The organism is Nostoc sp. (assembly GCF_036917465.1).
Classification (GTDB): Bacteria; Cyanobacteriota; Cyanobacteriia; order Cyanobacteriales; family Nostocaceae; genus Nostoc.
This window is the reverse complement of sequence record NZ_JBALDL010000066.1, coordinates 35,441-50,059: the sequence shown is the minus strand read 5'-3', so window position 1 is coordinate 50,059 and position 14,619 is coordinate 35,441. Positions and strand designations below refer to the sequence as shown.

General features: G+C 40.5%; 5 protein-coding genes. All 5 read left to right on the top strand.

The features are described from left to right. The 5 genes from V7K38_RS15015 to V7K38_RS14995 all read left to right on the top strand — a co-directional run bounded on the left by V7K38_RS15015 (nucleotide 1) and on the right by V7K38_RS14995 (nucleotide 14,532). Nucleotides 1-4,125, top strand: a complete 4,125-nt coding sequence (locus V7K38_RS15015) for an SDR family oxidoreductase (RefSeq protein ID WP_442940774.1) — start codon at nucleotides 1-3, stop codon at nucleotides 4,123-4,125. After that, nucleotides 4,097-7,159, top strand: coding sequence for a beta-ketoacyl synthase N-terminal-like domain-containing protein (locus tag V7K38_RS15010; RefSeq protein WP_442940773.1), 3,063 nt, complete (start codon nucleotides 4,097-4,099; stop codon nucleotides 7,157-7,159). Before V7K38_RS15015 ends, V7K38_RS15010 begins: the two co-directional genes overlap by 29 nt. A gap of 257 nt (nucleotides 7,160-7,416) precedes the next feature. Continuing rightward, the gene (locus V7K38_RS15005) at nucleotides 7,417-11,508 is read left to right on the top strand and encodes an amino acid adenylation domain-containing protein (protein WP_334858896.1); all 4,092 of its coding nucleotides are present in this window, start codon (nucleotides 7,417-7,419) and stop codon (nucleotides 11,506-11,508) included. Between the two features lie 220 nt (nucleotides 11,509-11,728). After that, the gene (locus V7K38_RS15000) at nucleotides 11,729-12,973 is read left to right on the top strand and encodes an MFS transporter (RefSeq protein ID WP_334858895.1); all 1,245 of its coding nucleotides are present in this window, start codon (nucleotides 11,729-11,731) and stop codon (nucleotides 12,971-12,973) included. A gap of 179 nt (nucleotides 12,974-13,152) precedes the next feature. After that, nucleotides 13,153-14,532 (top strand): cytochrome P450, encoded by a 1,380-nt coding sequence (locus V7K38_RS14995; protein ID WP_334858893.1) that lies wholly within the window; start codon nucleotides 13,153-13,155, stop codon nucleotides 14,530-14,532. The last annotated feature ends 87 nt before the right edge of the window (nucleotides 14,533-14,619 follow it).

Here is a 14,619-nt window from a genome sequence, read left to right as displayed (position 1 = left end):
ATCGAAGTAGAAGCTTTTTCCGCAACTGAAGTTTTTGGACATCATGTAATAGTAGCTCAGGCTGCAACTTTAGAGAATAAAACTGTACCGCCTGCATTTACCACAACTCTCAAACAACAAGCTCAATTCTCATTAGACAAAAAGCTAGACATTGCCGATTGGTTCTACATTCCTTCGTGGAAACGTTCACCTCTGCCTAAAACTTCTCAGTTAGGGGTTGCTCAGTTGGGATGCTCGTTAGTGTTTGTTGATGAGTGTGGCATAGGTAGCGAATTAGTCAAGCAACTGGCATTAGTAGGACAAGATGTAGTTACTATCAAACTTGGGAAACGATTTAATAAAAATAGCGAAGCTGGACAACATCTGTATACTATCAATCCGCAAAATCGGGATGATTACGACGCTTTACTCAATGAACTTCGCACACTAGGTTTAATTCCAAAAAGAATTGCCCATTTATGGAGTATTACACCGCCAAGTTACTCAGATTCAAGACTTGATAACTATGAAAAAGCTCAAGAACAAGGTTTATATAGTCTAATACTTCTTGTCCAGGCAATAGGCAAGCAAAATCTCACAAATGAGTTGGAAATCGTGGTGATTTCTAATGGGATGCAAGCATTAACTGGAGAAGAAATGCTCAACCCAGAAAAGGCAACTTTACTCGGAGCCGTTAAGGTGATTCCGCGTGAGTATCCTAATATCCGTTGCCGTAGTATTGATATTGTTCTCCCAGCTTCAGGTAGTTGGAAAGAAGAAAAACTTATAGAGCAACTGCTCAACGAAACTAGTGCTAATACTTCTGATGAAATTATTGCCCATCGTGGTGTTCATCGTTGGGTACAAACTTTTGAGTCTGTCCGTTTAGATAAAGATGTCAAAGAAATACCACGCTTAAAACAAGGTGGAGTTTACTTGATTAGTGGTGGACTCGGATATCTGGGACTAGAATTGCTTGCACCACATCTAGCCAAAACTTTTCAAGCTAAACTGATACTAATAGGGCGTTCAGCTTTTCCTCTTCGACAAGATTGGACTGAATGGCTAGCAACTCACGATGACAATGACGACATTAGTCGCAAGATTCGCAAAGTACAGGAACTAGAAAAATTAGGCTCTGAGGTTTTAGTAGCTAGTGCTGATGTTGCTAACCTCCAACAAATGCAAGAATTAATTGCTCAAGCTCAAGGGCAATTTGGACAAATTAATGGTGTAATCCACACCGCAGGAATTCTGGGTGATAGCTCAATTCAGCGAAAAACTATAGACCAGATAAAAAGTGTTTTGGAAGCGAAAGTTAAGGGTACACTAGTTCTCGATATCCTCTTCAAAGATGCTGAGTTAGATTTCTTAATTCTTTGTTCTTCAATGGCTGCGATCGCACCATTACCTGGTCAGGTAGCATATACTGGTGCTAATAATTTTATTGATAGTTTTGCCCATTACAAAACCTCCATAGATAAACAATTTACTGTTTCTATAAACTTGTATGGTTGGCAAGAAGGTGGGATGGGTTTTGAAGGGACAAAACATATCCAAAAGATTTTCCAAGCTCAATCAAAAGCAGTTAGCCACCCTCTGATAGATAGCTGTTTAATTAAAGACTCAAACCAAGAGATATATATTTCTCACTTGAGTTCTATTAAGCACTGGGTTCTTAATGAACACAAGCTTATGGGCAAAGCTACACTTCCGGGAACAGCTTATCTAGAGTTGGCCGTAGCTGCTTGCGAAAACCACACTCAAAATAGAACAATAGAACTGCGGGAAGTTACTTTTTTCAAACCATTAGTAGTAGAAGAACACACAGAAAAGGAAGTTCGTACTCTCTTAAATAAGCAAGAATATGGCTTTGAATTCGTAATTATTAGCCGAGTAGAATCAACCATAGAGCAATGGACAGAACACGCCAGAGGAGAAATCGTTTGGACTCAGCCAGAATCACCTAAAAAATATGCAATCTCCGAAATTTTAGATAACTGCCATCAACAGGAAATAATTGTTTCTGAGCTAAATTATCAAACTCAATCAAAAAATCTAGAATTTGGATTAAGATGGCAAAACTTACAGCAAATAAACTTCGGGAATAATCAGGGATTAGCACTCTTAGAATTGTCAAGAAGTTTTATAGATGACCTGAATAATTATAAGTTGCATCCAGCGCTATTAGATGCAGCTACTGGTTTTTTAAGCAGGCAATTATCAAATAAAAATCATTACCTCCCATTCTCATACAAAAGACTGACAATTCATAATTCAATTGCGTCTAGAGTATATAGTTATGCCAGATTGGTAGAGAAGAATAATTCAGAACAAGATACTCTCAGCTTTAATATCTCTATCTTAGATATTGAAGGAAATGAACTTGTTGAAATTGAAGAATATACCCTGAAGAAAATTAATCCAGAAATTGAGCAATCTCAAGTCTCTAGAGAAATCATCCCAGCTATCTCAGAAAGTGAGAATTTTCAGTTAAGAATTTTCTCTCCTGGGGTTTTAGAAACTTTGAAGTTTCAACCTACCACTCGTAAAAAACCAAAACCTAGCGAAGTTGAAATTGAAGTAGCTGCGGTTGGTCTTAACTTCCAAGAAGTATTGGTAGCGATGGGTTTGTTTCCAACTCCAACTAATTTTGTTTACGAGTTCGGTCTTGAATGTGCTGGCAAAATAGTCTCTCTTGGAGAAGGAGTTAATGGTTTTGAAATTGGAGATGAAGTAATTGCCATTGGCAGTTCTAGTTTGAGCCGATTTATGACAACTACTGCTAATTTAGTGGCACTCAAACCAAAACATCTCACTTTAGAAGAAGCAGCAACAATTCCCGTTGCTTTTGGGACAGCTTACTATTCTTTGATGAAAGTGGGCAGACTGTGCAAGGGTGAAAGTATTTTGATTCATTCTGCTGCTGGTGGTGTGGGAATGGCAGCCGTCGAGATTGCCCAGTGGGTTGGCGCAGAAATCTTTGCCACAGCAGGTAACGCAGAAAAACGGGAATTTCTGCGCTCAAAGGGTATTAAGCACGTTATGGATTCCAGGTCTGTTGCTTTTGCTGATGAAGTCATGCGACTGACTGATGGTAAGGGAGTAAACGTAGTTTTGAATTCATTAGGTGGAGAATTCATCCCTAAGAGTCTTGCTATTTTGGCACGCAATGGACGCTTTTTAGAAATTGGTCAAAAGGATATCTTGAATAATACTCAATTAGGACTAAGACCTTTTGAGAAAAATTTAAGCTTCTTTGCTATCCATCCAGATATGGAAGACTTTAAACACATTGATTGGTGTAAGGAAGTTGTAGAATTCTTCGAGGAAGGAAATTTCCCGAATCTTCCCCATCGAGTGTTTCCCATTACAAAGGTAGCTGATGCTTTTGAATATATGGCTGGAGGGAAACATATCGGTAAGATTGTAGTTTCTTTACAGGAAAGAGACTCTTTAAAAACACTTGTGTATAAAGAAAGCAAAGTAGAACTAACAGCCAGAAAAACTGCGGCTTTTCTGGCAACTCCTGACTCGAATAGTGTTGACTTGCTTCCACTAAATAACAAACTTAACACAGACTTTTTTAGAGAAGATGGGTTATCACCATCAGAAACTATTGAGATTTTTAGCAGAATATTAGGAAGTACACTGCCACAGGTTTTAATATGGACTAATGATTTTCTGAGTTGGCGCGAGCGACATAATACTTATAATCAAGAAAATTTAATCGAGATTTTCGAGAAAGCTAATTTACCTCAACCAGTTCAACAGACATATTCACGACCTAAGCTGAAAAATGAATATGTAGCACCTAAAAATGAAATTGAACAGGCGATCGCTAAAGTTTGGCAAGAGGTTCTGGGTATTAATGAAGTTGGACGCTATGACAATTTCTTTGATTTGGGTGGAGATTCTCTTTTGATAGTCCAAGTTCGTAGCAAACTCCAAAAAAGATTAAACATCAACTTCTCAATTAATGATGCCTTCGAGTATTCAACAATTACTGCCTTAGCTCAATATCTCAGCAAAGACCAGACTCAAGAATCGGTATCTCAACCAATTAATGAACGTGCCGAAAAGCTGCAAAAAGCGATCGCCCAAGACGCACAACTGATTGAAAAAAGGAGAAAAGCCCGTGAATAACCCCAAAGGCATAGCTATTATCGGCATGGCTGGTCGTTTTCCAGGAGCTAAAAATGTCGATGAGTATTGGCAAAATTTGTGCGCTGGACGGGAGTGTATTTCCTTTTTCAGTGATGAGGAATTGCTGGCTTTGGGTGTAGACGAAGCTTTAGTAAATAATCCTAGCTATGTGAAAGCTGGCGCACCAATTTCTGATATTGAAATGTTTGATGCTTCCTTTTTCGGTTTCTCACCTAAAGAAGCTGAGGCGACAGATCCACAACAACGTATTTTTTTGGAGTGTGCTTGGGAAGCCCTAGAAAATGCAGGCTATGATTCTGAAGCCTACAAAGGATGGATAGGTGTTTATGCAGGAGGAAGCCTCAGTACATACCTAATAGAGAACTTGTTATTAACCAATTTTTACACCCTGGAATCTTTGAGTAGGCAATTTCCTGCTAGTAATGACAAAGACTATATACCTACACGAGTTTCCTACAAGTTAAATCTTAAAGGGCCGAGTCTCAACGTTAGTACAACTTGCTCTACCTCATTAGTAGCAGTTCACATTGCCTGTCGAGGATTATTGAACTATGAGTGTGATATGGCACTGGCGGGCGGGGTTTCGATCCAAGTTCCGCAGCAACTAGGTTATTTGTATATAAAAGAAGGGATGGCTTCTCCTGATGGTCACTGCCGCGCTTTTGATGCTAATGCTCAAGGGACAATTATGGGCAATGGAGTCGGTATTGTTGTACTCAAAAGACTAGAAGATGCTCTAGCAGAGGGAGACTGTATTTATGCTGTGATCAAAGGTTCAGCTATAAATAATGATGGTTCAGCAAAAGTAGGCTTTACCGCTCCTAGTAGTAGTGGACAAGCGAAAGTCATTGCTGAGGCTCAGGCGATCGCTAATCTTAACCCAGAAACAATTAGCTATATCGAAACCCACGGAACTGGTACTATCTTGGGCGATCCTATAGAAATTAGTGCCTTGAAGAAAGTATTTAATGCTAGTACTCAAAAAAGGGGTTTTTGTGCCATTGGTTCAGTTAAGACAAATGTTGGTCATTTAAATACAGCTTCGGGTGTAGCAGGTCTAATTAAAACCGTTTTGGCACTCAAACATCAAGTTATTCCGCCTAACCTACACTTTAAAACACCCAATCCGAAAATCGGCTTCGAGGACAGTCCTTTCTACGTCAATACCAAACTTTCTGAGTGGAAAACCAATGGTACACCGCGCCGGGCTGGTGTTAGTTCCTTTGGCTTTGGCGGTACTAATGCTCATGTCGTTCTGGAAGAAGCACCAGTACAAAAGCTGTCGGAAAAGTCTCGGCCTTGGCAGTTGTTAGTCATTTCAGCCAAAACCAACTCAGCCCTAGAAGTGGCAACTGAAAATTTGAAAAGCCACATCCAGCAATATCCTCACTTAGATTTAGCTGATGTGGCCTATACCCTTCAACTAGGTCGTCGGACTTTCGATCATCATCGCTTCGTAGTCTGCCAAGACATGAAAGATGCTGTATCAGCGCTGGCAGAAAGCTCACAACGAGTATTGACTCACTACCAAAAGCCCATCCTGCACCCGATCGCCTTCATGTTTTCTGGGCAAGGTTCGCAATACGTGAATATGGGGCGTGAACTCTATGAATTTGAGCCAACATTCAGAGAGCAAATAGACAAGTGTGCAGAGATTCTCTTACCTCACTTAGGAGTTGACCTCCGTCATATTCTTTACCCTAGCGTTGCCCGAATAGAACTTGCCACACAGCAACTACAACAAACTGCACTTGCTCAACCTGCCCTATTTGTAATTGAGTATGCTCTAGCGCAGTTATGGATGTCATGGGGAATCCGCCCTGTAGCAATGATTGGTCACAGTATCGGGGAATATGTCGCTGCGGCGATCGCAGGTGTATTTTCCCTAGAAGATGCTTTGGCTGTAGTCGCCATCAGAGGTGAATTGATGCAACAGATGCCAAGTGGAAGTATGTTGGCAGTCCCCCTAACAGAGCAACAAGTACAACCACTGTTAGGTCAACAACTTTCTCTAGCTGCTGTCAACAGTTTGTCGTCCTGCGTTGTTTCCGGTTCCACATCGGCAATTGAAGCACTACAACAGCAATTGGCAGCACAAGGCATAGATACTCAGCCTCTTTTTACCTCTCATGCCTTCCATTCAGTGATGATGGAGCCAGTTGTACAAAAATTTACACAGTGTTTGCAACAGGTACAGCTTCATCCCCCGCAAATTCCTTACATCTCTAACCTGACTGGTACGTGGATTACTGCCGATGAAGCTACCAATCCCGATTACTGGGCGCAGCATCTGCGGCAACCCGTGAGGTTTTCTTTGGGAGTTTCCGAATTGTTGCAACAGTCTGAAAGCATTTTAATAGAAGTTGGCCCAGGGCGATCGCTAAGTACGTTGACCAAACGGCATTTAGAGCCTAATGCAAAACAGCTTGTGCTTTCTTCCTTGCGTCACCCTAAAGAACAACACTCAGATGTTGCCTTTTTATTAAATACATTGGGGCGACTTTGGATGGCTGGCATAGAGATAGATTGGTCGGGTTTTTATGCCCACGAAAAGCGTAGTCGTCTGCCTCTACCCACTTATCCCTTTGAGCGTCAGCGTTATTGGATTGATAGCAAACCACGATCCTTCTCTGCCCTCGATGATCAAAAACCAGATATTACTGAAACTGACAAAACATCTTCTAGTCAACGCTACTCTCGATTAAACCTTGGTAATCCTTATGTTGCACCAAATAGCGAGTTAGAAATTCAAATTGCCGAAATGTGGCAAGAAGTTCTTGGTGTAAAAGAAATTGGTATTAATGATGATTTCTTTGAATTGGGAGGAGATTCTTTAATTGCCACGAGAATATTTTCACGTTTGCAAACAACTTTTCCTGTAGAGTTATCAATGGAAAAAATTTTATTTCAAGCTGCCACTGTAGCTCAACAAGCAGAAATGTTAGACCAACTTCTCCTCGAAAAAATTACAGAATTATCTGAAGAAGAAATAAAATCTCTTTTAGCTAATTAATTGAGCGTCATTCAGAGAAAAGTTTTAACTCAGGTTTATTTAGAGGATGTTTGAAAAGTCATGATTGATGTGTCAAATATTTTTTACCCCACCCTAACCCTCCCCTTATAAAGGGGAGGGAACCGAATTTTCTTGTTTCCCCCCTTTATAAGGGGGGATTAAGGGGGGTAATAATTCGATTAAAATCACAGCTAACCACTTTTCAAACACCCTCTTAGATCAAAACTTCAGAAAATCAAAATTCAGAGAATCAAAATATGGATAAGCAATACTCTAATTTATCATCTGCTAAACAAGCCCTGCTACAAAAATTGAAGGCAGGAGAATTTAAAGTACAGACTATTCCTAAACGCTCTAATTCAGACTCTGCTCCATTATCTTTTCCCCAGCAACGATTATGGTTTATTGACCAACTCTATGATGGTAGTTATTTTTACAATATAGTAGGTGCTATTCATTTAAAAGGTAAACTGAATATCACAGCTTTCCAACAAAGTCTCAACGAAATTATCAGGCGACATGAAGCATGGCGCACGATTTTTGTCGAAATAGATCGGGAGCCAGTGCAGGTAATTATAGCTGAGTTATCCTGGGATTTACCTCTTATAAGTCTTGAGCATTTATCTGGCAAAAATTGGGAAGTGGAACTTCAGCGACTAGCAGTTGAAGAAACTCAAAAACCTTTTGATTTAACTAAAGTACCACTTGTCAGAGCAACTTTACTGCGAGTCAATGAACAAGAGCATATTTTCCTGTTGAATATGCACCACACTGTTTCAGATGGCTGGTCTATTGGTGTATTTGTACAGGAATTAGCAACGCTATATGCTGCATTTACTAAAGGCTTACCCTCACCGTTACCGGAACTTCCGATTCAGTATGGGGACTTTGCAGTTTGGCAGCGCGATCGCTTGCAAGGTGAACTGTTGAAAACGCAACTAAGTTACTGGAAGCAACAACTAGGGGGAGAATTACCTGTACTTCGGCTGCCAACGGATCATCCACGACCTAATGTCGCTACTTTTGTAGGTAAAAAACACTACTTTAAACTTTCTAAAAAATTAACAGCAGCACTCAACAAATTTAGCAAACAAGAAGAAGCTTCTTTATTCATGACTCTGCTGGCAGCTTTTAACACATTACTTTACCGCTATACACAACAAGAAGATATCCTCATCGGTACGCCAATTGCTAACCGCAATCGTCCTGAATTTGAAGGAATGCTTGGCTTTTTTGTCAATACATTGATTATACGTACCGACTTAAGTAATAAGCCTAACTTTCGTGAACTTTTAAGTCGGGTACGCGAAGTGACTCTTGGTGCTTATGGCCATCAAGATTTACCTTTCGAGAAACTGGTGGAGGAATTACGACCAAAGCGAGATTTAAGAATCAATCCCCTGTTTCAGGTGATGTTTGTCCTGCAAAATATCCCAATGCCAGCACACGAGGTTTCTGGTTTAACCTTGAGTCCTTTGGATGTAGATAATGGCACAGCAATGCTTGATATACTGTTGTCAATAGCCGAATATGAGCAGGAATTAAGTGGATTTTTAGAGTACAATACTGATTTATTTGACTCGGCAACTATTGCCCGATTAGTCGCCAATTTTCAAACTTTATTAGAAAACATTGTTCTCGAACCAAATCAGCGTATTTCTGAACTACCTTTATTAACTGCTAATGAACAAGAGCAAATATTAATCAGGTGGAATAATACTATAAAAAATTATCCTCAAGCGACTCTGCATGAATTATTTGAACAGCAAGTTAAACAATCACCTCATGCTTTGGCGTTAATCGATCAATCAGAACAGATAACCTTTGAACAGCTAAACCAAAGAGCCAACCAACTTGCACATTACTTACAAAAGTTAGGAGTCACTACAGAAACCCGCGTCGCCATTTTTCTAGAACGTTCCATCGAATTCGTTATTGCAATTCTAGCTATTTTTAAAGCTGGTGGTGCTTACGTTCCGCTTGACCCAAATTACCCTAGTAATCGTCTAGCTTTCATGCTTGCTGATTGCCAAGCAAATCTATTAATAACCCAACAAAAAATATTAGAAAATCTGACTAAATCTGCCATAACACCGGCTAGAACTGTTTGTCTAGATGTTCATCAAGATATTCTGGCACAAGAATCTGTTGAAAATCCTGTTAGCAATACAACACCAGATCATCTAGCATACATACTCTATACTTCAGGTTCTACGGGAACTCCCAAAGGTGTCCTTGGCACTCATAGAGGTACAGTCAATGGTTTGAACTGGCTATGGGAAACTTACCCACCTGCAGCTGATGAAATTGCTTGTCATAAGACCGCCATTAGTTTTGCAGATTCTCTCTGGGAGATTTTCAGCCCTTTAATCCAAGGGCTGCCAGCAGTAATTATCCCTGATGCGATTGTCAAGGATACTCGCCTTTTTCTAGAAACCCTTGCTCAATATAAAGTGACGCGCATTATACTTGTGCCATCATTGCTGCGGCTATTTTTAGAAAGTTACAGTGAGCAAACTAAAAATCTTTCGCACCTCAAAATTTGGACTACAAGTGGAGAAGCAGCGCCTCTTTCCTTAACACAAACTTTCTATGAATTGATGCCGTCGGCAAAACTACTCAACTTTTATGGTTTATCTGAAGTTTCTGCCAATGTCATTTGCTGTGACACAAGTTTATTACCAGAGAAAGCAACTAGCGTTTTCATTGGTCGTCCGATAAATAATACACAGGTTTATGTGTTAGATCGTCATTTACAGCCTACTCCAGTAGGAGTTTTCGGTGAACTATATATTAGTGGAGTTCCTTTATCAAGAGGTTATTGGCAGCGTCCAGAACTCAACCAAGAACGGTTTATCGATCACCCCTTTATACCAGGAAATAAGCTCTACAAAACTGGTGATTTAGTACGTTATTTAAATAATGGTGAACTTGAGTATTTAGGACGCAGTGACAATCAAGTAAAAATTAGGGGTTTTCGGATTGAACTAGGGGAAATTGAAGCGGCGATCGCTCAACATCCTGCTGTTCAACAAGCGGCTGTCATTGTCCGCAATCATACTCAAGGTGGTGACTATCTTGTGGCATATATAGTGACAACCGAACAAAACTTAATCCCCTCGCTGCAAAGTTACCTGAAAGAGAACTTGCCAGATTACATGATCCCGTCAGCCTTAGCGATTTTAGATGCACTCCCGCTAACACCGAGTGGGAAAGTGGATAGGCGATCGCTTTTATCCCTAGATGATGTTCAACCCAACTCTACTGCATCCTTTGTTGCTCCCCGCGATCATTGGGAATTTACTCTGGCGCAGATTTGGGAAAATCTCCTCCAGATAAATCCGATCGGTGTCACAGCCAACTTTTTTGACTTGGGTGGTCATTCGCTGTTAGCAGCACGTTTAATGGCTCAAGTTAACGAGCGTTTTGGGCAAAAACTTTCTTTGTCTGCCCTTTTCCAAGGTGCAACAATTGAGCAGTTAGCTAAGACTATCCGACAACAATTTGGCTCAGGTTCCGGTTCTCCTCTAGTCACAATTCGGTCTTCAGGTAGCAAAAATCCTTTCTTTTGCGTACATCCAGCTGGAGGTACTATCATCACCTATCCAAACTTAGCCAGTGGACTGGATGCAGAACAGCCATTTTACGCTCTGGAACAAAACCCTGTCCAGCAGCCGCCGGAAGTTATTTCTATAGAACAGACAGCTAGTGCTTATTTAGAAGCAATTCGTACCGTACAGCCATTCGGGCCTTATCTTTTAGGGGGTTGGTGTTACGGTGCGATCGTTGCCTTCGAGATGGCGCAACAACTACAAAGGCAAGGCCAGACAATAAGTTTACTTGCCGTGTTTGATGCCATAATACCAGACCCAGACAGTCCAATCCAACCAGCAGATGATGATGATGCCAAATACATAGTTCGTGCAGCCGAGTCGATAAAATACTTATTTGGTATAGATTTGGCAATCTCCTATGAACAAGTCCTACCACTGTCACCAGATGAACAATTCAAGCTCTTGTTAAAACGACTTCAGATCATCAGTGACTCAGAAATGCAGCAACACTTTTGTAGTTACAGACTTTTCAGGAATCATGCCCAAGCTATGCGAGATTATGTCCCGCAAGTCTATGCTAATAAAATTACTCTGTTTAAAGCTAAAGAGACAATTCCACACGATTTTCAAAGTCCAGAGTTGTACAGTGATGACCCGTTGTTAGGTTGGGGCAAATGTTCTGTCCAACAAATTGAGGTGATTGAGGTTCCTGGCAACCATTTTTCGATGTTTAATGACACGCATATTCAAGAATTGAGTAAAGAATTGAGAAAGACTATCAATAAACTCACTTAAGCTGTATGATACTTACTTAAGGTTGACTAAATTTAAATTTTGGCTGTCATCAGACTTTGTTCGCCAGATATCTACTTTCCTGTCTTGAAAATAGGCGAAGGAGATTTTTATACTGGGTGATAAAAATGTCATCCTCCTACACCGGGTTCCAAAAAAGAGAGTGTACTAAAAAGAATCTTATGCAACAGTTTTTCTAGCCATTACCATACATCTCACTCCAATGAAGAACACTCAAAGTCTGAATAAGCTAGGATTACTGGCCAGTTTGTACATATCACAGTACATTCCGATTATGTTTCTTTTGCAAGCTTTGCCAGTCTTCCTGCGTCAACAGGGAGTGAATCTTGATGCCATCGGTTTACTCTCACTGATAGCTCTACCGTTGATTCTGAAATTTTTGTGGTCTCCTTTGATCGATCGTTATGGCTTTACTCGTTGGGGACATTACCGATTTTGGATTATCTGCTTTCAACTCTTAGTTGCTACTCTGACGGTTGTTTGTGCCTTTTTTGATATTGAGACAAACTTTACTGGTTTGTTAGTTTGTGTATTACTAATGTGTCTGTTTTGTTCTAGTCAAGATATCGCTACAGATGCCTTGGCTGTGGGATTATTGGAACCACAAGAGCGAGGTTTAGGGAATGCAATACAAACTTCAGGCCACTATCTTGGTGCAATCATTGGCAGTGGTGGAATGCTGATCTTGCTCAATTACTGGGGATGGAGAACGAGTCTGTTGATTTTGGCGGGAATAGTGGTGTTAGCACTGATTCCTGTACTGCGTCATCAAGAGCAACAAATACCGGATGTGAAAGAATTGCAGACTTCGGGGATCGTTAAGAGTTATTTTAGGACTCTAATCAACCCCTACCGCGATCGCAGAACATGGAGTTGGTTGCTGATTTTGTCGCTGTATTTGGCTGGTGGCAATATGGCAAACACCATGTTTCGTCCATTATTGGTGGATATTGGGCTATCTTTGGCAGATATCGGTTGGTTAATGGGAGTTGTGAGTCATGGTGCGGGAATCATTGGTGCGATCGCTGCTGGTTTTTTGATTGTACCTTTAGGAAGGAAGCGATCGCTGATTTTATTTGGCTTGCTTTATGCGATCGCAATGACTGCTTACTTTTTACCAGCCTTTGGCATCACCAATTTACCGATACTTTACCTAGTAGCTATCAGCGTGCAAATAACTCTTGGTGCAGCAGGTACTACTTTATTTACTATCATCATGGATAAGAGCCAGTTAGCAACTGCTGGCACAGATTTTACTGTGCAAACTTCATTCATTTATTTTGGTACCATCGGTGCTTCATCTATCAGTGGTTTGCTAGCGCAGATAGTTAGCTACAAGGGAGTGTTTGCCATCGGCATCGGGATTACTCTCCTCGATATCGTGTTAATTAATCAAGTCTTTGTCAGTAACGAAATTAAACAGCGATCGCCACTTGCATTTAAATAAAAATTATATTCAATTTTTCCTATGATTTTTTACTTAAATCTCAATCAAACGAATATTCAACAAGAATAATTAGTATGACTAGAATGCTTGGTTCTTCTTTGTAAATTTGACATCTTGTTAAAGATACATCCAATATTAACCAGATTTTATCTAAAACCAATCACCAAATCATAATAGTCATGAAACCACCTCAAGGGCCAAAAATTCCTCCTATATTACAGATTCTTCGATTGATGTCTGACCCTCTTGGGTATCTAGAAGCTACAAGTAAACTTTATGGTGACATCTTCACCTCGTCATTTATTTTTGATGCACCCACAGTCTTTGTTAGTCATCCAGAGGGAATTAAAGAGATTTACAGCAATAAAAATATTGCATCCCCAGGAGAGTTAAACAGAAATGCGGCTCATACATCAGGAGAAAAAGGAATACTTCAACTCGATGGCTTAAAACACAAAAATCGACGTCAGATCATGTTGCCCGCCTTTCATGGTACGCGAATACAAGCTTATGGACAACATATTTATGACCTAACAGATGAGGTTATGAGTAAACAGGTAATTGGCAAACCCTTCTCGGCGTACAACACAATGAAAATTTTTACCTTGAAGGTAATTTTGTCAGCTGTGTTGGGCTTGCGTGAAGGGGAACAATACGAAAAAATAGAGAAGGAACTGCACTCTTTGCTGAATTGTCCACAGTATCCCTTCTGGGAGTTATCTGCATCTATACCGTTTCTGCGACGTGATTTTGGTTCATGGAGTCCTTGGGGATACTTTCTCCGGATCAAGCAGCGATTACAGGAATTGCTTTATACTGAAATTGATAGATGCCGCCAACAAGAAAATTTTACTAGCAACAATCTCCTCTCATTACTAGTTTCAGCCAAGGATGAAGCAAATGAACCTCTGAGTAATGAAGAGATACACGACCTCATTCTTGCACCTCTGTTTGCTGGACGCGATGCAGCCGCAACAGCAATTAGCTGGTCTTTGTACTGGACTCATCATCTGCCCGCAGTTCGTGAGAAATTGCTCCAAGAACTCGATAGTCTGGGAGAGTCGCCAGATATTATGAGTATCGTCCGATTACCTTACCTCAGTGCTGTCTGCAATGAAGCCCTGAGACTCTACCCGACTCAGGTATTTACTTTTCCTCGACGGGTAGAATCAACAGTCGAGTTGATGGGCTATGAATTGAGTCCTGGTACAGTCGTAATTGGCAATATTTATCTGACTCATCAAAGAGAGGATTTATACCCATATCCCAAGCAATTTAGACCAGAGCGATTTCTAGAAAAACAATTCTCTCCCTACGAATTTTTACCCTTTGGTGTTGGTGAGCGTTACTGTATGGGTGCTACTTTGGTCATATTTGAAATGAAACTAGTATTAGCAAAGATTCTTTTAGGATACCAATTAGAACTAGCGACTCAGCAACCAGAACGACCCAAGCGCGATACTCTTAACTTTCCTCCTGCCAGTGGCTTGAAAATGGTTTTGCTGGGTCAGCGCTCAGGAAGCAATAGCAAGCAATTCATTACCAATAAAGTTTGCTAATAACGTCAATCATTAACCTGAGAATACCTTTATCATCTAATATTTTGCTATGAGTATTAGATTGCCATCAACAGTAAGATAAAAGAG

What these genes read in the sequence shown, in the direction of transcription:
- V7K38_RS15005 (WP_334858896.1), top strand. Translation starts at nt 7,417, where the DNA reads ATGGATAAGCAATACTCTAATTTATCATCTGCTAAACAAGCCCTGCTA.
- V7K38_RS14995 (WP_334858893.1), top strand. Translation starts at nt 13,153, where the DNA reads ATGAAACCACCTCAAGGGCCAAAAATTCCTCCTATATTACAGATTCTT.
- V7K38_RS15000 (WP_334858895.1), top strand. Translation starts at nt 11,729, where the DNA reads ATGAAGAACACTCAAAGTCTGAATAAGCTAGGATTACTGGCCAGTTTG.